Consider the following 20,766-nt stretch of genomic DNA (forward strand, 5'->3'; position numbering starts at 1 on the left):
GGAATTCGCTACGAAGAACTTTAACTTTTAAGAATGTACAGAACCGTGCAAAAAAGAAGTCTCACGCAAGCCTTCAACACTTACCGTGAGACTCCTCAACCTCAGTTTTCTAAGTTGCCAAACATACTGTAATTTATCACTGTATCTTCTTCAATATCCAAACTTGCCACTTTTCCAAGTACCGACTGTATTTTATCTGGAGAAATGCCCGTACCCGGCCTTTTATATGTTAACAGATCTTCAGTAATAATTGTCCCTTTAGGTATTCTACATAAACTTACCAAGGATCGACGCGCATTTGCTCTCGCCACTTTTTCTGAGTTTAAGCAATGCAATTCTCCACTGCCCTTTATTTGCTCAATAAAATCAATACCTTCCAAAAGATGTTTGGCATCACTTGGATCCATTCCATGATAATGGTCATTGCCAATTAGAGATTTATCAAGGGTAAAATGTTTTTCGATTATCACTGCACCCAAATTATATGCTGTTTTACATACATCCATATCAGGCGTTGGTTTTGTATGGTCAGAATACCCAATAATTATATCGGGGAACTCTTTTTTTAACGAAAGTATTTTGTTCAAATTGGCATCTGCAAATGGCGTAGGATACTGCAAAACACAATGAAGCAAAGTGAGAGGCTGGCTATTATACCGACGTATTGTTTCAACAGCTTCAATTATTTCTTCCAGATTAGATGCTCCTGTTGATAGAAGAATGGGTTTGTTCTTTTTTGCTTGGTAAGCTAAAAATGGCTTATTATTTAAATCTGATGAAGACACTTTATAAACATTCATTAATCCAAACAGATAGTCCGCCGATTCTATGTCAAACGCTGTAGATAAAAACTCTATTCCTATTTGTCCGCAAAAATGGGATAGTTCTTTATATTCTTCATATCCAAAAGAATCAAACTTCTTAAAGAGTTCATACTGTGACTTTGTCTTTTCCTCGTCCAAATCCCAGTAAGCTGGAGAATGCTTGGATGCCAGAGTATCAGCTTTATAAGATTGAAACTTGACTGCATGAATGCCTGCATTCTTTGCTTCTGCCACCATAAGTTTTGCCGCGTCCATAAGTGATAAATTTAATTTTTCAGCTATATCATAATAATTGACACCTATCTCTGCAATTAAACTAAACTGGCCCTTTTGAGCACGGTTTATTATATTACTGCTCATTGTCTCTTCCCCCTTCAAAAATAATTCTCAATGTGCGCTTCAGTCCCTTTTTTAAATCCAACTTTAGCATTTGGTTTCGTATTTGAGCCCGTATTTGTTTGCTATTGATTAGCCACTTAAGCGTTTCAACTATTGTTTCCTTTTCGACTTCTTCTCCCAAGCCTAAATTTAAAAACCCATTTTTTAAATAGCCAAACTCGTGGTTTTGTTCGCGCTCATTCTGAGCCAATAAGACTGTCGGTACTGCCATAGATGCCAATTCCAACATAGTTCTTCCCTGTGAGCAGACTGCAATATCTGCCTTTTTCATATAGTCTGTCATATAAGACACATTGCTTACTATATCTACATTTGATGGTATATAATTACCCTTTAGATTCAAATGGTCATTTTCAGAATATCCCATACCTAAAATGAAAGTGAAATGTACTCTTGATGAGATTTGTGGAACACATTCTAAAACCTTTGATGTTAAATTGCTAGGATCCGTTCCGCCAAAAGAAACTAGTATTTCTTCTACCTCATCACGGAACTCTGACGGTTCGGAAAGTAAGAATTCATCTTTTATACAGTAATACTCACTTCCCCAAAAATAGTTTTTATAAGAGTTCTGTTTTTCGTATAGGTCATTTATAACTGCATCTGCATATTGTCCTCCCTCACCTAAATCTTCAAAGTTGATCACCCTTATATTCCTTTTTTTACACTGCTTTATATATTCCTCTGTAGTATTTAGCATGTCATTTATCAAAATATCACATTCTAGGTCTTCTAGTAAACTGTACAATTCTTGATCGTCTTCTATAACCGAGTAAGGGAAATGGCTTTCTTTTATTTTGGCAATACCAATATCAGACTTTCTACTGAGGACATAGTGAACATTGTGATCAATTAAATTATATCCTAACAGAAGTCCCCGTTGAATATGCCCTGTACCAATTTCTTTATATCCTTCAACTCTTATTATGATATTTTTCTTAAGCAGCTCTTTCTCTGCAATCCACCAATCATGGGGGGTATCGATATCCACTGACTCGTTTTCTGGAATAGGGTAAACAGACACTCGTGTGCCAAATCGGGAATCTTCTTTTACACAGTCTCTTCGAGATATAAAAAATGCCCCTGTTTCTCTTAAATGTACTGGCAAGTACTGTCGATTTAATCTTTTCTCATATAGTGGAACAATCATTGAATTCTTTTTACCCCAAGCTAAATGCGGATCGTTTACTCCACTTAATACTGAATCAAAATCATTTGAAAAAAAGAAATCCAAAGCACTGTCAAAAGTAGTTACACTTAAAAGTGGAGATGTGGGCTGCATTGTAATAACTACATCATATTTTTCTCCCGACATTTTTTCCTTTTCGAGAACCACATGGTATACAACTGGGTCCAATGTCACTTCATCTGCCGCAAGATGGGCCGGCCTAGACATGACTTCCGCACCATAACGAGAAGAAACTCTACCAATCTCATCATCATCCGTTGATACTACTATATCAACGGAATATCTGCTCTTTTTAGCTGTAAGTATCGAATATGCTATTAAAGGCATTCCTGCCATTAGTCTTATATTTTTTTTAGGGATTCCTTTTGAACCTCCTCTAGCCGGAATTACAACGAGTATTCTTTTTAACATTTCCTAAATCCCCCATACAGCTCTTAAATCGATGCCAATAGCAGTTCCCTTTGAGAATGCGTTAGCTCGTCGGAATGAATGCACGCATTTACAGCTTTGGGAATAGCATTTATTTGTCCCTTTGCCTTTTTCAGAACGCACTGGTTAACTTGGAAAATATCTCTCACCTCGCAAGGTGATTTTATTTCTTCATTTCCCCAAAACTGATTACATAAAAAAGCTTGCCTCCCCTTACTAATTTCACTTCCAAAAGCATTCAAAAATAATTGCAAGTTATTTTGATACACTATATCATCAGTGCCCAACTTCGTGTCATATAGATTTAACTTAACATCATTTTCAATAAGGTATACGTCCTTTCCTAAAAAAAAGCCATAACCAATAAATGTCCCCAAGTCATTACCAACAATAGTATCAGCCAACAAGAGCAGTGTTTTTAACCTTGAAATGAAATTGGGGTCTCCCCGAAACCCAGCACTTACAAGTTTTGCTCCAGCTTTCTGGAACAAACTATATAAATCGTATTTCAAATCAGCCCAATACGCCAAAACCATTATGGTATCGTAGTGATCCGAATACTTTTGCATAATTGTATTTACAAACTTTTTCATATCATAGCTTTGCTCTGCCATTTCATGAGTATGAGCTGGTACAATTAAAAGCGTTTTCCCATTCTCTCGTTTGAGTGCACAAATTTTTTCTTTTGAATAAGTGCTCTTAGCATAGTAAATATATGGACCTATATAAAATGCTGGAACCCCTTTGTTTAATTCACGCCATTTGCTACGCAAATATTTTCCTTGGAAAACTCGTGGATAACTCGGCTTTTTCACCATTTCCCAAAAGTCAACACCGTGCTCCATGATTGGAAAATAGCGTATCTCTTCATCACTTAATTTTGCGTACTCCGCAATGGCATGTAAATGACCATAAAGCAAGCTTTCACCAAACGCTCTTTTTACTGAGAAAATAAACCTTTTATCCGTATATAGCTTTTCCATTTCCTTCATGGCAATTTCAAAAGATTGATAATCGCCAATACTATCTACTTGAGAAATAAAAGAAATAAAACCCAAAACTTTTTGATTTTCTTTTTTCAACAGTTTATCTCTTAGAAAATCACTTAGAAAATAGTTAGAGTCAATAAAGTTCATAGCCCTTTTCCCTTTTTTGCAATTCATTTAAACACAGCCGATAAGTATACCCCAAAGATATCCAAAACATAACGGATTGGAGTGCATTAGAAAATATTACCGCATCTGTAAACATAGTCGTTATCCCTATTACAACGGATATAGAGAGGGCTGGCCATATTGTTTTGACTGATCCAGGAGATTTTCTATTCGCCCAAAGTCCAACCAAAATGGTTTTCATTATTGGTACAATTGATAGCAAAAAAAGAATCAATCCTACAACTCCAGTGCAAACCAGTAAAGAAAAAAAGTCATTTTCTAACGTTGGGTGACTGTTTTGAATCCTCCAAGAGTTATCATAATTCTTCACGACAACACTATATTTTCTCATGGAGGTTCCAAATAATGGATATTCCTTAAATACCCTTAAAGAGACTTTCCAATTATAAACTCTTCCATTTCCCAACTCGCCATTTCCATAGTCTTTTCTTTCTAAATCAAAAGATTTATCCTCAGGTGGCACGCTTACTGGTTCTTTTTTCTCTACTGGAATACTTACACTCTCGTGGCTTTCAGACTTATCTGTACCCGACGATTGTGAAGTTTGACTGCTTGACGCACTTTGACTGCTTGATATGCTCTGATCTTGCTGCTGACTCACACTCACTTTTGTTTCCAGTGAATTCATAATGCCAACTGTTAAAGATTTTGTTATATCAATACAAAACAGTACCATGACTGCAGAAACGATACAAAGAAGACTGTTGGCAAGTCTCATTTTTATTGAGTCTCCGAATACTATACCATATCCAAAGTACATAATTAGACAAACAAGCAACGTTACCTTACCTGTATTAGAACCAGAATAAACTATATATAAAAACTGACAAACCATATTAAAAATTAAGAATACAATTTTTTTCTGGCTGCAGGCACCCCAACGCAATAAATAGAGCGATATTGTTAGCGAAACTGAAGAATAAACTGCTCCATAATTAGGGCTTCTATATAATCCAAATAGTCTATTAGCATAAAACCCCCAAGTATAGGTATCAGAGCCACCAGTATTTGTAAAAACAAAAATTAGTGAACCAGCGGCAAAAGCAAAAGACAATAAAAGAAACAACTTAAATATTTTATCGCTCTCGGTTACCTCTGCCGTTTGATTTCCTATCGGGAACGCCACAAAAAGAAATATGGTAATGAAAAACCACACGGCGTCTCGAATATTGCTAAAAAAAGCGACATCTCTGTTGACAAAAACAGTAATAGAATAGGATGCAAAAAAAGCCAATAATATTTTCCAATATTTAAACTGCAGTATTGTTTTTTTACCAATAATATCTCTAAAAATAATGGCGAGGCCCCAGCCAATAAGTAGCACCGTTAAAAGTTTGACTATTAGACTACTATTTAAATAATTATTGGCCTTACAGAAGAACACGATTACACAAGCAAACTTAAAATTAGTGGTAGAAAGAAATTCATTAAGTAATCTTTCAACAACTTTCTTATTACCCATCAAAATCCTCACCAACCGTAAACTTGGGGATCCATTCTCCCGCATTATTCTTCTGAAATAAATCCTTATTGACATATTGGTCAGCAATATTCCAGAATTGGTCTTCTGTGATACCTAGGTAGTTACAAGCGTTTAAAACATATCGTCTTGCACATAAACCATCATATTCTTTTACATACCAAACAGCATCTTCGCGAGTGAGACGGCCCTCTCGAATGTCATAACAAGCATCATCGGTGGCACATCCAAAGCCGAACTTAAGGTATTTAAGCATTTGATTAACAATTTGCAGATCGCTATCAAGTGCTGCGTATCTTCTATATCTACCTATATCATGTAAATCTTCATTTGTTCTCCCTAAAAGTCCCCTTGCAATCGAGAAATCTGCATTATAGACCTGTGACCACTCTTTAGTGTAGTACTGTAAAAAGATCGCCTTTATATCTTTATTTATTAAGCTTTCAATAGAGGGAAAGTCGTAAAGTGAAACCTGTTCTAGTTTGATTTCTTCGTCAATCCAATCCGATGCATGACAGCCCTTTAAAGTATTGATCTGGACAATTGAATAGGCGTCATCTGTTGCCTCTTGTTGAAGAACCGTACCTAAAGTAATCGCTGCATTTTCTCCCTGAATAATAAGAGGAATATTAAATTTATCAGCAATGATATAGGCAGATGCCCATAGAGCGTACTCAGACGCTTTCAGAATATTTCCATACTCTACGAATCCTTTTAACGCCAACTTCTTTGCAATCTTTGGGTTGGCTGTCAAATGAATTACATCAAAGCCCATCCCAGCCAGATTCTCCATGTTTTTTCTTCCGACTTCGGTTATATTGTCGGGGACACAGTTGACAAGCAAGCAATTAAGGCCTAATTTTTCTTTGGCATAAACGGCTTGGAACGTTGAATCTTTACCTCCACTAACCCCTATTACACAATCATAAGCAACCTTCCGCTCTCTAGCTTTGCGTTTGGCATCTTCCGCAATCTCGTGCAATTCCTGTTCTCTTGCTGTCCAATCTATATTCTTTTTTTGTTCCTCATATTTACATGCATAACAAATCTGGTTTTCATCAAATAAGACGCCCGGTCTTGTATCAGGCTGAAGACATTTCTTACAGTATTTCATTTTGCTAGCCATTACTTATTTCCCTCCCAGTTATCTAACAGGTTTTTATCCACATGGTTTGTAAAAAGAATCTGTCGTTCTTTTATCTGCTCATCACTCCATTCATACCATTGTAACTTTTGTAGTCTTTCTATTATCTCTTCATCAAATCTATACGCAATATGTTTTGCAGGCACCCCTGCAACAATTTCATAGGGATCAACATTTTTTGTAACTACTGCTCCAGCTCCAATTACTGCGCCGTCCCCTATCGTAACACCTGATAATATAATGGCTCCACACCCTACCCAAACATCATTTCCAATCACTGTTAATTCATCATCGCTAAATATATCGTCATCAATAAAGCCGTATTGTTTTCTTGTAAACAGTGCACTTGTAGTCAAGTATTGATAGTCATGTGGGACTGCCCCAATTGTCACATCCCATGAAATGGAGCAATATCTTCCGATTCTGGCACTTCTTATTTTATTGTATCGCCCAACAGATGTTCTCTTACCAATCTGACTCTTGAATATTTGACTGTGATGTGCGACTGTAACATAATCCTCAAGAACTGTTTCTGCTAAATCAACCTCGTAGGATACAGATACTCCTATTGCGCCTTTTCTTTTATATTGAGGAAACAATTTTGTGTATATCTTACTAAATAATTTTCTCATATTTAACATTGTTTTTTTTAGTTTCGAAAACATCATTTCACCTCTTAATATAAAGCACCTTCTATCACATCTACCATTCTTTTATATGAATTTTGCATCCGCCGAAATGCCATTGGATATGCAGAATACTCTTCCTCTTTTAAGCTATTGAGTACCTCATCCAATTGATCGATTAAGTAGACATTGCTTTTTTGAATTAAATTAATCCCTACCGCCTTTGCTCCTTTTCTAAAAGCCTTTTCAAAAACACTTTTAGGTGCTCTAGCTTTTCCCTTATAAGCCAAAAGTCTCGGCAGAGAGAGCGCCTCATTGACTCCAGCTCCACGACCATCTTCTTCAATTAGTACAGATACATTCCTCTTGCTTAAATTGTAAATATGTGCATGTACACGATATCCGATGTGCAAATCTGCATCGTCATAAACTGCAAAACCGTTCTCCCCGAACGCAATATTATGAACTGTTATATTGTCCATTGCACACAATCTCTTTTTAAGCCTTTGCGCAATTTTTGCATTAAAGGAGTTTGTATACATATCTTTTTCGATACCACGATGAAAGACAAAGCAAATCTCACTGCACGGAAATGTTTTTCTAAGATACCTGACAACCTTCAAACATTGCTCTGCATTTTCAAACAGTTCGGCCGGATCAGAAACACATATCTTTTTAAAATTGAAATTTATGTCTTTCCGCAGAGAAATTTCATTTATTTTTTCCAACTCATACCAAGCAGGACAACCTGTCATAATCGCTTTTTCAAAACCATTATTTCTCAATACCTGCACAGAATAATTGTCTCGACATCCCAAAAAGCCACAATCGCTACTTATGCGAAGAAGCAACTTTTGAGTCTCTTTAGAAAAGGTATAGTTTAAAATGGTATGTTGCGTCGTATCTGCTCCGTACCATCCCAATCCAACTGCCATGATCTTGGCTTCAATGTCATCTAAGCAGCTCGTTAGTTTTATATGGGAAGGATAGTAATCAAAGATATAGCCAGGTCCTCCCGGAATGACAATCCAATCAAAACTATTCACATATTCCAGCTTATTATCGAGAGAAACATTGCCCATGATCTTTTCAATCACACAAGTTGGTTCAATTTGTCTAAAAAGATATTCGCAGCGTTTTTCAATCAAAAAATCTCCAGCATTTTTGTATGCCCCAGAAATAAACAAAAATTTCAATATACCTGTCCATCCTTACGGTTTGTTAAAGATTCACATAAAATAATAATGCTCATAAAATGTGCGGTGTTCAGACATGAAACACTTCAACTCATTTAACATGGTTTTATAATCAGCCGATATATAGTTAATATCTTTGCGCTCACTCAAGCAGCAGAAAGAATTACAAGGTCGATTATCTGGTACTATTCTAACCTTATCTATACCAAAAGTTGCTTTTATCTGGCTTAAAAGTTGAAACTTAGAGGAAAACTCGGGGGCAGCTAAATTATAGCAACCACTCCAACCATTTTTCATGGCCGCATCGCAAAACTTTGCAAACTCCAGTGAACTTACACCAGAGAATCCAGCATTAACATATCCGTGTATATCGCCTTTACTCATGAAAAACCAGTTAAACAACCCTTTCCCTTTTACATTCATATCCGGGCCAAAAAAGTCGGAACGAACAGTAAGACTGTCCCTACTTGAAAGTTCTCCCAACATCTTTGTTTTGGCATAAAAGAGAGGGTTGACCGGCGAAGAATGCTCAGCAAAGGGACCGTTGCACCCATCAAATATTCCGAATGTACTGACATGTATTACTTTCGTCCCAATAGTTGTACAGATTTCTTCCAACCAATGCGGAAAATAGCTATTAATCCAAATCGCATCAGCTTGATTCAACTCACTGTCTTTTACTAGCAAAGCGACACAATTTATAACATAATCAAATTTTTCCGTCTCTAAAAACGATTTTAGCCTGTCCACCTCTCGCACATTCATTACTCTGCTATCTGAAAAAGTTTGCCTAGGATAAGACAAATTTGCTGTGGAATAATCCTTTTTTCTATCTTTAAAAAACAATGTAACAAGATGCCCCAACATGCCTCCGGATCCTAGGATCAAAATACGCTTCACCTTTATTCCTCCTATTATCACTAAAAAAGAGATTTTTGTTTTATGATTCTCAACAGAAGCAAAACCCCAATTATGGCCGCAATAAACCAACGGATAAACCAAAGCTCTTTACAGAGATAAAATACAACTGTGCAACATAAAACTGGTGCCAGTCCCCCAAAATAAAATTTGAATGCATAATTATAAGACCCAGAATACTTAGTAAGTGACAAATGATGGAACAAGAAGAGTAGTCCATAGGAGATCAGGGAAGCCAGTGCAGCACCTATCATCCCTATGGAGGGAATCAAAATAAGATTCAAAAGGATATTACACAGTGTTGCAGCGACTGTGCTAATTGCAATGGAAACTGTATTGCCCGTTACTATTTTATAGTTTACGGCAAAGGAATAAAGGAAAATAAAATAAACGTTTAAATAGAGGATTGGTATGACATCAATACTACTCCAAAAACCGCTTCCTCCCATTATTTTTACGAATTCCGGTATGATTAGGTAAAATCCACAATATAAAGACGTAAACAAAAACATATAGCGGTTGCTTTTTTTTTCGATTACTTCAAACTGCTGTTTTTTTAGCAAATCAAAATAGTATGGAGACCACGCATTATTCAGTGCCGTCCATAAAATGGACCCACCACTTGTAACGGTGTGCGCAAATCCATATATGCCAGCCAATGAGACTCCATTTTCTAACATCATTTGTATCATGATTTTATCGCTTTGTCCTAAAACAATTTGAGAAGTCGAATGAAAAATTATTGGCAAGCATATTGGTAAAGCCATCTTCCAAACATCTAAACGAACAATTTTTTTGCCTCTTCTAAGCAGAATAAGCAATGCTAATAGACCTGCTAAAAAATACGGAATTGCAAACCCAATGATTTGACATAAATATTTTTGTTCAGGGCGTGAAATAAACCGAAGCAAAAGTAAAGTCGATACACAGGTGGCAAAAGAAACTACTATTGTAAAGGCAAACTGTTTTAGGGTTTTCTGATACTGTATATAAAATGAAACTATAAATTTAACAAGGGTTAAGCCAAATCCATGAATCACCAACATTACTAAAACAATGGGCTCTAATCCTATGATTCTTGAGATCATTGAGGAAAATAGTAACGTTAAACATCCAAAAAACACGAACGAAATAGTCGAAAGCCCCGCGAGTGAGCTGATATAAGATGACTGCTCTTCCTCAGGAACAGACATTTTTATTCGCGGGATAACGATTGCTGTGCTTAGGCCAATAATGGGATACAAAAAGTTCACCCATGTATTGTAAATAGAAATAATGCCATAGTCATAAGACCCCAAAGCTCGTGTTAAAATTGGAGTCAGCAAAAAACTAATGCCCTGATAAGCAAGAGTTCCTATAATGTTGAGAATGGTTATTCTATTGATTTTCTTGTCAGAGACTATATTTGTCGATTGCATCACGTATCATTATTTCCTTATCTACCATCTCTCAGAATTGTCGCAACTCTTCTTGTATATAGGGGATCTCTAACAGTTTGGATTTGATTTCCTCTACAGAAAGCAGCCTAGTGTTGTGAGAAGTATAGGGTTCAACAGTCTCTAACTTTGTATCCCCTTCCTCGATATATTTTTCATAATTAAGGCTTCGCGCATCCATTGGGACCCTGTAGTAATCTCCCATATCACATGCTCGAATCTTTTCTTCAGTCGTTAACAGAGTCTCGTACAGTTTCTCGCCATGTCTTGTTCCAATAAACTTAATTGGATTTTGAGCATGGAATAACTCCAACAATGCTGTTGCAAGATCTCCTACTGTACTTGCTGGAGATTTCTGTATAAACATATCTGCCGGCTCTGCATTCTCAAACGCAAAAAGAACCAGCTCCACTGCCTCATCAAGACTCATCAAAAAGCGAGTCATCTTAGGGTCGGTAATAGTAATTGGTAGATTTTTTTTAATCTGCTCAACAAAAAGTGGAATTACACTTCCTCTGGAACACATCACATTGCCATATCTTGTGCAGGATATGACAGTATTTCCCCCACCCACTGCTCTCCCTTTAGCGACAATGACTTTCTCCATCATAGCCTTGGAAATCCCCATCGCATTAATGGGATATGCTGCTTTATCAGTAGATAGACAAACTACATTTCTTACTCCTTCTTGAATTGCAGTTGTCAAAACATTTTCTGTCCCTAAAACATTTGTTTTCACAGCTTCTAAGGGATAAAACTCACAGCTCGGCACCTGTTTTAGCGCAGCGGCATGAAAGATATAATCCACCCCATAAATTGCATTTCGCAAGCTCTGGACATCTCTTACGTCGCCAATATGAAATTGGATTTTATCACTTTTATACTTTTTCCGCATATCATCTTGTTTCTTTTCATCTCTAGAAAAGATGCGTATTTCTCCAATATCAGTTTTCAAAAACCGATCAAGTACAGCATTTCCAAAACTGCCCGTTCCTCCGGTGATGAGAAGTTTCTTACCTGTAAAAATGCCCATTTTAGTAATCCCCCAATTTCTATATTCTTCACTTTCTCAAAAAGCGACAATAAATCCATTTTCTAAACGAACTAGGCATCAAAACAATGAGACCATTCGCCGCAAGCAAATATGCATATTCAAATACGGACAAAAAGCCCTGATCTTTCATCCATCTTTTAAAACTCTTCATGTTTTCAAAGTATTTCTTTCCCCCTCTTCGTTTGTATAAATCATCACCAGCTCTCATTAAGTAAAGTGGTTCTTGTATATTGTCTATAATATATCCTTTTTTTACCATTTTCATCCAAAGTTGATAATCTTCATATTGCGGAAAATTTTCATACCCCCCTACTTCAAGTACAGCACTTTTTTTATAAATTACTGTTGCGTGGTTGAGGGGACACCTATATTTTGCAAAATGCACAAGACCTTGCTTTCTTGTAGGTAAGATTCTACTAGACAAAATGCTGGAAGGATCATCATTTCCAAACTCTGCAATACCTACACTGATAACAGCAGTAGTGGGGTACTCATCCATCCATTCTAGCTGCTTTTCACAACGCATTTCTAAAGAAATATCATCACTATCCATACGGGCCACCAGTTCATTTTTGCATAGCAAGAGCCCGTCATTTAAGACAGCCGCCCAGTTGTCTCGCTTAGGGAATCGAACGATATTAAAAGTCTCTGGGTACATTTTTACATATTTGTCAATTACCTTGTCTAACCCCTTTGTCAATTCACCATCACAAACAATAACAAAATCATCCGTTGGGACAGACTGTTTAAGCATGCTTTGTATCGCAGCATCTAAGTTTGAAGCTTTTTCTCCTCTGTATACAGTCATCAATACTGAATAGCTCACGATATTCCCCCACTTTTATATTTTAATCATAGTACTACACTTAACCTCTTTTTTCAATAGATACCACGCTTGGCATCAAGCATTTGCCTCTGTCGAAATTTGTCTAGCAACGATGATTTTAATGAAAAATCATATAGCTATTACTATTTCTTATTGTCTATAAAAGTCCCATACCCACTTTTATAAGGATTGGCCTGTAAATCGATCCAGAACTTTGCTAACCAACAGGATTTATTTTATCCCAGGACATCCGCTAAAAAATCCTACTGCCTTTAACTCGACGCAGCCTCCTATATTCTCCAGCCGATTTAATCTTAGGAGCTCGCCCCAACTGCTACATAGCCCACGATATATTTTTCCGTACTATTGACTCACTTCAAATTAGTTTTTTCTTTTTCTTTTACCGTTTAGCTATGTATTTCAAAACTTTATCAGGTATAACGGATTGTACTGCAAAAACACCCGCCCCTCCCCCCGCTCATAAACTGGTGGTGTGCGCCGAGCGCGCACCTCAAATCTACACCAAACGGGAGGGATCGATCGTGTTTGACCGCCCTTTACGCAAATGGGCTGTCGCCCTGCTCGCCGCGCTGCTCTGTCTGGGCTGCGCGCTGCCCGCTTTTGCCCTGGACCCGGCCCCCGGCCGGGAATACCGCGGCATTGACGTGAGCGAATAGCAAGGCGACATCGACTTTTACGCCGTCCGCGCCTCCGGCGTCGAGATGGTCTATATCCGCGCCGGGGTGGGGGGCGACTACCAAGACCCCCTCTACCGGCAAAACTACCGCCGCGCCAAGGACGCCGGGCTGCTGGTGGGCCTCTACCACTATGTGACCGCCCGCACCCCTGACCAGGCCCGGCAGGAGGCCCGCTACTTCGCCTCGCTGGCCGGGGGCACCCAGCCGGACTGCCTGCTGGCCATGGACTTTGAGGCCTTTGGCTCCCTGAGCCGGGAGGAGATCGGCGCCGTCGGTCTGGCCTTCCTGGAGGAGCTGGAAGCGGTCACCGGCAAGCCCTGCGCCATCTATGCCGACGCCTCCAACGCCCGGGACGTCTTCGACAGCCGCTTTGCCTCCTACCCGCTGTGGGTCGCCGAGTACGGGGTCGACCGGCCCAACGCCGGGAACGTCTGGACCTACTGGGCCGGCTGGCAGTACGCCGACGACGGCCAGGTGCCCGGCATCCCCGGCCGGGTGGACCTAGACCGCTTCACCCAGGCCCTGCTGCGCAGCGACAGCGACCCTCTGCCCACCGTCACCGCCCCCACACCGGTGCCCGACGGCGGCAGCTACACCGTGCGGTGGGGGGACACCCTCTGGGCCATTGCCCGCCGCTTCGGCACCACCATGGGGAGACTGGTCTCCCTCAACGGCATTCAAAACCCCAACCTCATCTATCCCGGGCAGGTGCTGCGCCTGCCCGGCCACGCCGGCAGCGGCACCGTCGGCGCCTCCGGTGGGCCCATCACCTACACTGTGCGCCGAGGGGACACCCTCTGGGCCATCGCCCGTCGCTTCGGCACCACCGTCTCGGCCATTGCCAGCGAAAATGGCATCCAAAACCCCAGCCGCATCTACCCCGGGCAGGTGCTGCGGGTCGGGGCCGCCTCTTCCGGCGCGGCGGTCGACCGCTCCTCCGTGTCCGCCGCCACCTACACCGTGCGCCGGGGGGACACCCTCTGGGCCATCGCCCGTCGCTTTGACACCACCGTCTCGGCCATTGCCAGCGAAAACGGCATCCAAAACCCCAACCGCATCTACCCCGGGCAGGTGCTGCGGATCTCCGCGGGCCAGGCGAGCGCCGCCAGCGGCGGGGCCATCACCTACACCGTACAGCGGGGGGACACCCTCTGGGCCATTGCCACCCGCTTGGGCACCACCGTCAACCGCCTCGCCGGGATCAACGAGCTGCAAAATCCCCGTCTCATCTACCCCGGACAGGTGCTCAAGCTCAACTGAGGCGCAGAAGAACAGGCGATAGGGGGGCGAAACGCCGCCCCCCTACATACCCCTTTTCTTTTTTAAAAGGAGGAAAAAATAGTCAGAGCCCTGAGCCGCCCTCACAAAAAAGCGGTTCAAGGCTCCGGCCCTCAAATCGTCAGGCAACTAGTCGTTGTTGTTCTGACGCTGGTTCTGCTGATTCTGCTGCTGCTTTTTCTGCTGCTGATTCTGCTGGTTCTGCTGCTGCTTTTTCTGCTGCTGGCTCTGCTGGTTCTGCTGGTTCTGCTCGTACATGAATTGACCCCCCTTTCCACTCAAAAGTACGCTGTTAGTATCCGCCCCTCGCCGCCTTTTTATGCAGCCGCCACCGCATAAAAGAGGGGGAAAAAGCCATGCTAATACTGCCAAAACAAGGAATCACTCGAAGGGCGGCGAGAGCGTGCTGATCATTGAAAATGGGCGGGTCTTCCCCATGTGCGAAGACCCCATTGAAAACGGCTGTGTCCTTATTGAGGAGGGCAAAATTTTGCGGGTGGACACCCACTGCACCGCCAAAGAGCGGGCGGGGGCCACCGTGCTGGACGCCGGCGGCGGCTGGGTCCTGCCGGGCATCATCGAGGCCCACTGCCACCTGGGCATCAGCGAGGAGAAGACCGGGCTGCAGGGGGACGACTGCAACGAGACCACCGACCCCATCACCCCCTACCTGCGGGCCGTCGATGCCATCAACCCCATGGACGCGGCCTTTCACAACGCCGTGCGGGCGGGCATCACCGGCGCCATGATCGGCCCGGGCAGCTCCAATGTGGTGGGGGGACAGTTCGCCTTTTTAAAGACCGACGGCCGCAGTGTGGACGAGATGGTGGTGTTGGCCCCGGCGGCCATGAAGGTCGCCTTCGGCGAGAACCCCAAAACCAACTACAGCGGCCAGAGCAAGATGCCCGCCACCCGCATGAGCATTGCCGGGATGCTGCGGGAAGAGCTCACCGCCGCCCGGGCCTACCTGGCCAAAAAGGAGGCCGCCCAAAAAAGCGGCGACGGGTTTGATGAGGATTTTCGCAAGGAGTGCTGGCTGCCGGTGCTCCGCCGGGAGATCCCCCTCAAGGCCCACGCGCACCGGGCCGACGACATCCTCACCGCCATCCGCATCGCGCGGGAGTTCGGCCTCCGCCTCACCCTGGACCACTGCACCGAGGGCCACCTGATCGCCCGGCAGGTCAAAGCGTCGGGCTTCCCCGCCATCGTCGGGCCCTCCATCGCCTCGCGCAACAAGGTGGAGGTGCAGTACGCCGATTTCAAGACCGCGGGGCTCCTGGCCGACGAGGGGGTGACGGTGGCCATCACCACCGATCACCCGGTCTCCCTTCTCCAGTACCTGCCCATCTATGCGGGGATTGCCGCCCGGGAGGGGCTGGGCGTCATGCGGGCCCTGCGGGCCATCACCTGCGACGCCGCCGCCATCTGCGGGGTGGACGACCGGCTAGGCACCCTGGAGCCGGGGAAGGACGCCGACATCGCCGTCTTCTCCGGCAACCCCATGGAGGTGTTCACCGAGACCCTCTACACCCTCATCGGGGGCGAAGTGCTCTACGACCACCGGCAGGAGCGCCAGGACACGACACAAGGAGGACGAAAAAATGGATGAAAAAGCGTGTTTTCCCACCGCCATCTGCGGGGTGAGCGGCCGGCAGGTCTTTGACTCCCGGGCCAACCCCACCGTCGCCGCCCAGGTGCGGCTGCGCTGCGGCGCGACAGGGGAGGCGATGGTTCCCTCCGGCGCCTCCACCGGGGCCTTTGAGGCGCGGGAGCTGCGGGACGGCGGAGAGCCCTTTGGCGGCAAAGGGGTGACCCGGGCCGTCTCCCATGTCAAGGGGGCGCTGGCCCAGGCCCTCACCGGCCTGGACGCCGACGACCAGTTGGCGGTGGACCGGGCCATGCTCGACGCCGACGGCACCGAGTCAAAGTCCCGCCTGGGGGCCAACGCCATTTTGGCCCTCTCCCTGGCCAGCGCCAAGGCCGCCGCTGCCGCGCGGGAGCTGCCCCTCTACCGCTGGCTGGGCGGGGCGGCCGCCTGCACCCTGCCGCTGCCGATGATGAACATCCTAAACGGCGGCGCCCACGCCGGCAACAACCTGGACGTACAGGAATTCATGATCGTGCCGGTGGGGGCAAAGCGGTTTTCCCAGGCCATGGAGATGGGCGTCGCGGTCTACCACAGCCTGGGCCGCCTGCTGCGGGAGCGGGGCCTCTCCACCGCCGTGGGGGACGAAGGGGGCTTTGCCCCCGACCTGCCGGGGGACGAGGAGGCCCTCGCCCTGCTCTGCCAGGCCATCGAGGCCGCCGGCTACCGCCCGGGGCAGGACCTGTCCATCGCCCTGGACGCGGCGGCCAGCGAGTGGAGCCAGGGCGATGGGTACCGGCTGCCCAAGCGGGGCCAGCCCTTCACCCCCGGAGAGCTGGCCGAGTACTGGTGCGGCCTCTGCGGGCGCTGGCCCATCGTCTCCCTGGAGGACCCGCTGGGGGAGAACGACTTCGCCGGTTTTGCCGCCCTCACCGCCCGCCTGGGCGGCCGGGTGCAGATCGTGGGGGACGACCTCTTTGTCACCAACCCCGCCCGGCTGCGCCAGGGCATCGAGGTGGGAGCCGCCAACGCGGTGCTGGTCAAGCCCAACCAGATCGGCACCCTCAGCGAGACGGCGGAGACGGTGTCCCTGGCCCGCCAAAACGGCTACCGGGCCATCCTCTCCCACCGCAGTGGCGAGACCGAGGACACCTCGATCGCCGACCTCGCCGTGGGGCTCTCGGCCGGGCAGATCAAGACCGGCGCCCCCGCCCGCAGCGAGCGGGTCTGCAAGTACAACCGCCTGCTCGCCATTGAAGAGGAGCTGGGCCGCCGGGCGACCCTTGGCCGCCTGGGCCGGTAAGCGCCCCTCTCTATACCGGTGGGGGGGCCGGCAGAGCGGACCGTCCCCCCATTAAAAAAGCTGCGCCCCTGGCGCCAAAGGAGGAAGAAACGTTGTTCAAACACGACAAAAAGTTGCTTCACGAAGTAAAGGTGGACAGGCCCAACCCCAACTACGCCGCCATGCTGCAGGAGCAGTTGGGCGGGCCCCAGGGCGAGCTGAAGGCCGCCCTGCAGTACCTGTCCCAGAGCATGCGCATCAAGGACCCGGAAATCAAGGACCTGTTTTTGGACGTGGCCGCCGAGGAGCTCTGCCACATGGAGATGGTGGCCACCGCGGTCAACCTGCTCAACGGCCATGACCTGGACGCCGCCCACGCCACCGTGGGGAACGTGGAGGCCCACGTCCTCACCGGGTTGACCCCCATGCTGGCCAACGCCTCCGGCTATCTCTGGACGGCCGCCTACGTCAACGAGACCGGCGACCTGGCAGCCGACATCCTCTCGGACATCGCCGCCGAGCAGCGGGCCAAGGTGGTCTACCAGTACCTCTACCGCCAAATCGACGACAAGGGGGTGCGGGACACCATCGACTTCCTCCTCAACCGGGAGGAGGCCCACAACACCATGTTCCGCGAGGCCTTCAACCGCATTCAGGACACCGGCAGCCAGAAGGAGTGGGGCACCACAGTGGACTCCCGCATCTACTTTGACCTGTCCTATCCCGGCGGTCAGTCCTTTGACCCGGCCAAAAAGCAGCCGCCCAGCTTCAACATCTAGTCCCCGCAAAGGGGGGCGAGGGCAGCCCACAGGAAAATCTCCCCCCTGTCGGAAAGCGGCATCGCTTTGGCGGTGCCGCTTTCCCTTTTCCCGCCGACCGGCAGCCGCCTCTCCAACAGCGCATGGAAGCACAAAACGGGACAAACAGGCAGGCGTTCAGAAGGTGTTTTCCCTTTCTCCCCGCATTTTCCCCCGCTCCGTCCCATCCTGTGGGGATAGGGGGGACAAAAAAGCGAAAAATGGGCGGAGATGCCCCAAACGCGATCCGCAAAACACCGTCCGCGTCCCAGACGGGCCGGACCGCCATGCCGGCGGCAACAGCACCTATGCCCCGACACCAGCCCCCCATGGGGAAAGGCCCCCGTCACAGATCGCGTCTGCGCGGAAAACGGGGGGAGGCCGAGGGGGAGCTCGAAAGGATCCGGTCCGCCTTTGGACAACGGCAAGCCCCTTGTGGGCGGCGGTTTCTCCGCCCCTGGGGAAAGGCCGGCAACACTGCTTGCCGGCAAAAAGGCAACCGCACCGTGCGCCCGCCTTGTAAAAGGGGGGCGTTTTCCCCCTTCCCCGGCCGCGGCGCGCCGCCCCCACACGCCCGCAGGGCACAGAGAAAGGCGGGAGGGAGCCGCGTCGCTCCTCTCCCGCCTTTTGCCCGCCTTTGTCAGGGGCGGCCCGACCGCTCTCCCGGCCGAGGCCGGGTCACAAGATCATGACAAAGGTCCCCGCGGTGATCAGCACCCCGCCCAGGGCGGTCTTCAGGGTGATCTTCTCGTGCAAAAAGACGAAGGCCAGCACCATAGTGATGACCACGCTGAACTTGTCGATGGGCACCACCCGGGAGACCTCCCCCATCTGGATGGCCTTGTAGTAAAACAGCCAGGAGGCCCCGGTGGCCAGCCCCGACAGCACCAAAAAGACCATGCTGCGCCCGCCGATCTGCCGCAGCCCCGCCTGGGCGCCGGTGAGAAAGACGATCCCCCAGGCCATCACCAACACCACCGCCGTGCGGATGGCGGTGGCCAGGTTGGAGTCGATCTTCTCAATGCCCACCTTGGCCAAAATCGAGGTGAGGGCGGCAAACACCGCCGACAACACCGCATACAAAATCCACACCCGCTTCTCCCCCTTTGCCTCTTTCATCGCTCGATCCCCCTCTTTCTCCCCTCTAAAATAGCACCTTTTCCGCCCGCGCACAACGCCCTTTTTCCCACAGCTGCCCCCCGCCCTGTCGAAGGGGCGGGAAAGGGGAATTTTTTTGCAATTTCTCGCCCGGGGCTTGACGTTTGGGGGCAAGCCGTACTATAATAGTAAAGCACTTACAGGTGCAGGCGTAGTTTAGTGGTAAAACATCAGCTTCCCAAGCTGAGGTTGTGGGTTCGATTCCCATCGCCTGCTCCACCAGTCTGAGCCTGGGCGCATTCGCGCTCGGGCTCATTTTTTTATTTTGCCGTTTCTCGCAGGTGTGCGGCGGGCATCTTTTCACGGTATAGACCCCGACGGCAACGCCCGGCGCGATTTGCGCCGGTTTTTTTCTTTTTCCCCTGTGCAGGCCCCCGCCTCTCTGCCCCCGCAGGGGAATCGGCGCGGCGAGCGGCTTTACCCCCGCCAAAACGCGGCGCAGTCCCGCTTGTCCTCTACGTTGAAGCGGATGATCTCTTCCAGCAGCGCAAAGTCCACCGCCTGCCCCCAGGGGATGCGGATGAGCTCCTTGCTGTGGCGGTACCCCGCCCGTTCGATCGCGCCGGAGAAGCGGAGGATCCCGGCCCTCTCCGGGGCCACCGCCAGATGGGCCTTTGCGGCGCTAAAGCCGATGATAAAGGTGCCGTGGTCGGTGAACATCGGCTGGTTCCAGGCAATTTTAGGGGTCAAATCGGGAAACTTCTCCCCCACCCAGCGCAGGACCTCACCGAGGACCGCCCGCTGCCACACCGTCTCGAGCCCCTCCAAATAGGCTGTGAATGGGGTCAAACGCGCCCCCTCCTTTCCCTCCCCCTTATTTTTCACAGCCGCCCCGCCGTTATCCAGCCGGCGGCAAGATGGCCCGTCCAGCCGGGAACAAAACTTTCCAGGCGCGCATCTCCGGCAAAGTCCCCCTTCAAATTGACTTGCGGGCCAGGGCCGTGGTATAGTGGTCTCATCAAAAACAGAATGGTTCGTTGTGGTCGCCCCTCGGGGGCGAGCAAGAGGGAACACGGTGAAAATCCGTGACAGTCGCCGCTACTGTGAGGATGGCGAAATCCAACGGCAGCTTCGCTGCCGCCACTGGGCATCTGGGCCTGGGAAGGCGGGTTGGAGAGTAGGGAGACATCCGAGTCAGGAGACCTGCCGCAACAGGGTGTATGAGTAGTTCCGGCCGAGGACAAAAGTGCCAAAACAGGCTGGGCCGCCCTGCGCCCGCCCTTTTTGCACGAAAGGCCGTCGGACGACGGTCTTTTTTTGTCGTCCTCCCCC

19 protein-coding genes, 1 tRNA gene and 1 riboswitch are annotated in these 20,766 nt (G+C 47.3%); of the genes, 6 read left to right on the forward strand and 14 right to left on the reverse strand.

Annotated elements, in window-relative coordinates:
• Nucleotides 1–101 precede the first annotated feature (101 nt).
• Genes GT748_RS05485 through GT748_RS05535 form a run of 11 tightly spaced genes read right to left on the reverse strand, consistent with a single transcriptional unit; the run spans nucleotide 102 to nucleotide 12,696 of the window.
• Nucleotides 102–1,184, reverse strand: a complete 1,083-nt coding sequence (locus GT748_RS05485; RefSeq protein ID WP_021657889.1) for an N-acetylneuraminate synthase family protein — start codon at nucleotides 1,182–1,184, stop codon at nucleotides 102–104.
• Nucleotides 1,174–2,823, reverse strand: a complete 1,650-nt coding sequence (locus tag GT748_RS05490; protein WP_044991685.1) for a cytidylyltransferase domain-containing protein — start codon at nucleotides 2,821–2,823, stop codon at nucleotides 1,174–1,176. Before GT748_RS05490 ends, GT748_RS05485 begins: the two co-directional genes overlap by 11 nt.
• Nucleotides 2,824–2,846: 23 nt before the next feature.
• Entirely contained in the window at nucleotides 2,847–3,977 is a 1,131-nt protein-coding gene (locus GT748_RS05495) for a hypothetical protein (protein ID WP_044991683.1), read from the reverse strand.
• A complete protein-coding gene (locus GT748_RS05500; RefSeq protein ID WP_021657886.1) occupies nucleotides 3,964–5,478 on the reverse strand; it encodes an O-antigen ligase family protein in 1,515 nt (504 codons plus the stop codon). Before GT748_RS05500 ends, GT748_RS05495 begins: the two co-directional genes overlap by 14 nt.
• Nucleotides 5,471–6,622 carry an N-acetyl sugar amidotransferase gene (locus GT748_RS05505; protein WP_243147995.1) on the reverse strand — a complete coding sequence of 384 codons (1,152 nt, stop codon included), beginning with the start codon at nucleotides 6,620–6,622 and terminating at the stop codon, nucleotides 5,471–5,473. Before GT748_RS05505 ends, GT748_RS05500 begins: the two co-directional genes overlap by 8 nt.
• Nucleotides 6,622–7,305, reverse strand: a complete 684-nt coding sequence (locus GT748_RS15720) for a CatB-related O-acetyltransferase (RefSeq protein ID WP_021657884.1) — start codon at nucleotides 7,303–7,305, stop codon at nucleotides 6,622–6,624. The genes GT748_RS05505 and GT748_RS15720 overlap by 1 nt, the downstream gene beginning before the upstream one ends.
• Before the next feature lie 11 nt (nucleotides 7,306–7,316).
• Nucleotides 7,317–8,462, reverse strand: coding sequence for a polysaccharide pyruvyl transferase family protein (locus GT748_RS05515; RefSeq protein WP_021657883.1), 1,146 nt, complete (start codon nucleotides 8,460–8,462; stop codon nucleotides 7,317–7,319).
• Between the two features lie 33 nt (nucleotides 8,463–8,495).
• Nucleotides 8,496–9,362 (reverse strand): sugar nucleotide-binding protein, encoded by an 867-nt coding sequence (locus tag GT748_RS05520; RefSeq protein WP_021657882.1) that lies wholly within the window; start codon nucleotides 9,360–9,362, stop codon nucleotides 8,496–8,498.
• A gap of 20 nt (nucleotides 9,363–9,382) precedes the next feature.
• Entirely contained in the window at nucleotides 9,383–10,798 is a 1,416-nt protein-coding gene (locus GT748_RS05525) for a lipopolysaccharide biosynthesis protein (protein WP_021657881.1), read from the reverse strand.
• A 31-nt stretch (nucleotides 10,799–10,829) separates the two neighbouring features.
• The gene (locus GT748_RS05530; protein ID WP_044991773.1) at nucleotides 10,830–11,843 is read right to left on the reverse strand and encodes a polysaccharide biosynthesis protein; all 1,014 of its coding nucleotides are present in this window, start codon (nucleotides 11,841–11,843) and stop codon (nucleotides 10,830–10,832) included.
• 34 nt (nucleotides 11,844–11,877) lie between these two features.
• Nucleotides 11,878–12,696, reverse strand: coding sequence for a glycosyltransferase (locus GT748_RS05535; RefSeq protein WP_083546615.1), 819 nt, complete (start codon nucleotides 12,694–12,696; stop codon nucleotides 11,878–11,880).
• Nucleotides 12,697–13,238: 542 nt separating this feature from the next.
• Here GT748_RS05535 and GT748_RS15725 point away from each other — a divergent pair.
• Both GT748_RS15725 and GT748_RS15460 read left to right on the forward strand, forming a co-directional pair.
• The gene (locus GT748_RS15725; RefSeq protein ID WP_279286051.1) at nucleotides 13,239–13,373 is read left to right on the forward strand and encodes a hypothetical protein; all 135 of its coding nucleotides are present in this window, start codon (nucleotides 13,239–13,241) and stop codon (nucleotides 13,371–13,373) included.
• A 9-nt stretch (nucleotides 13,374–13,382) separates the two neighbouring features.
• The gene (locus GT748_RS15460) at nucleotides 13,383–14,654 is read left to right on the forward strand and encodes a LysM peptidoglycan-binding domain-containing protein (RefSeq protein ID WP_368034021.1); all 1,272 of its coding nucleotides are present in this window, start codon (nucleotides 13,383–13,385) and stop codon (nucleotides 14,652–14,654) included.
• A 147-nt stretch (nucleotides 14,655–14,801) separates the two neighbouring features.
• Here the strand turns inward: GT748_RS15460 and GT748_RS15735 are convergent, their stop codons facing one another.
• Complete coding sequence (locus GT748_RS15735) at nucleotides 14,802–14,930, reverse strand: hypothetical protein (protein ID WP_021657876.1); 129 nt, start codon at nucleotides 14,928–14,930, stop codon at nucleotides 14,802–14,804.
• A gap of 145 nt (nucleotides 14,931–15,075) precedes the next feature.
• On the opposite strand from GT748_RS15735, the gene GT748_RS05545 reads away from it, so the two are divergent.
• From GT748_RS05545 to GT748_RS05555, 3 genes are all read left to right on the forward strand, one after another.
• A complete protein-coding gene (locus GT748_RS05545; RefSeq protein ID WP_021657875.1) occupies nucleotides 15,076–16,281 on the forward strand; it encodes an amidohydrolase in 1,206 nt (401 codons plus the stop codon).
• A complete protein-coding gene (gene eno / locus GT748_RS05550; RefSeq protein ID WP_021657874.1) occupies nucleotides 16,274–17,560 on the forward strand; it encodes a phosphopyruvate hydratase in 1,287 nt (428 codons plus the stop codon). The genes GT748_RS05545 and eno overlap by 8 nt, the downstream gene beginning before the upstream one ends.
• A gap of 92 nt (nucleotides 17,561–17,652) precedes the next feature.
• Entirely contained in the window at nucleotides 17,653–18,318 is a 666-nt protein-coding gene (locus tag GT748_RS05555; protein ID WP_021657873.1) for a manganese catalase family protein, read from the forward strand.
• Nucleotides 18,319–19,014: 696 nt separating this feature from the next.
• On the opposite strand, the gene GT748_RS05560 is transcribed toward GT748_RS05555, so the two are convergent.
• Nucleotides 19,015–19,455 (reverse strand): EamA family transporter, encoded by a 441-nt coding sequence (locus tag GT748_RS05560; protein WP_021657870.1) that lies wholly within the window; start codon nucleotides 19,453–19,455, stop codon nucleotides 19,015–19,017.
• A 184-nt stretch (nucleotides 19,456–19,639) separates the two neighbouring features.
• Here GT748_RS05560 and GT748_RS05565 point away from each other — a divergent pair.
• Nucleotides 19,640–19,713, forward strand: a tRNA-Gly gene (locus tag GT748_RS05565).
• A 198-nt stretch (nucleotides 19,714–19,911) separates the two neighbouring features.
• Here GT748_RS05565 and GT748_RS05570 read toward each other — a convergent pair.
• Nucleotides 19,912–20,283, reverse strand: coding sequence for an iron chaperone (locus tag GT748_RS05570; protein WP_044991680.1), 372 nt, complete (start codon nucleotides 20,281–20,283; stop codon nucleotides 19,912–19,914).
• A 174-nt stretch (nucleotides 20,284–20,457) separates the two neighbouring features.
• Nucleotides 20,458–20,659: riboswitch (cobalamin riboswitch) on the forward strand.
• Nucleotides 20,660–20,766: the final 107 nt, after the last annotated feature.

This window comes from Bittarella massiliensis (ex Durand et al. 2017), assembly GCF_009876955.1.
Lineage (GTDB): Bacteria > Bacillota > Clostridia > Oscillospirales > Ruminococcaceae > Bittarella > Bittarella massiliensis.

What these genes read in the sequence shown, in the direction of transcription:
- GT748_RS05485 (WP_021657889.1), bottom strand. Translation starts at nt 1,184, where the DNA reads ATGAGCAGTAATATAATAAACCGTGCTCAAAAGGGCCAGTTTAGTTTA.
- GT748_RS05490 (WP_044991685.1), bottom strand. Translation starts at nt 2,823, where the DNA reads ATGTTAAAAAGAATACTCGTTGTAATTCCGGCTAGAGGAGGTTCAAAA.
- GT748_RS05495 (WP_044991683.1), bottom strand. Translation starts at nt 3,977, where the DNA reads ATGAACTTTATTGACTCTAACTATTTTCTAAGTGATTTTCTAAGAGAT.
- GT748_RS05500 (WP_021657886.1), bottom strand. Translation starts at nt 5,478, where the DNA reads ATGGGTAATAAGAAAGTTGTTGAAAGATTACTTAATGAATTTCTTTCT.
- GT748_RS05505 (WP_243147995.1), bottom strand. Translation starts at nt 6,622, where the DNA reads ATGGCTAGCAAAATGAAATACTGTAAGAAATGTCTTCAGCCTGATACA.
- GT748_RS15720 (WP_021657884.1), bottom strand. Translation starts at nt 7,305, where the DNA reads ATGTTTTCGAAACTAAAAAAAACAATGTTAAATATGAGAAAATTATTT.
- GT748_RS05525 (WP_021657881.1), bottom strand. Translation starts at nt 10,798, where the DNA reads ATGCAATCGACAAATATAGTCTCTGACAAGAAAATCAATAGAATAACC.
- GT748_RS15735 (WP_021657876.1), bottom strand. Translation starts at nt 14,930, where the DNA reads ATGTACGAGCAGAACCAGCAGAACCAGCAGAGCCAGCAGCAGAAAAAG.
- eno (WP_021657874.1), top strand. Translation starts at nt 16,274, where the DNA reads ATGGATGAAAAAGCGTGTTTTCCCACCGCCATCTGCGGGGTGAGCGGC.
- GT748_RS05560 (WP_021657870.1), bottom strand. Translation starts at nt 19,455, where the DNA reads ATGAAAGAGGCAAAGGGGGAGAAGCGGGTGTGGATTTTGTATGCGGTG.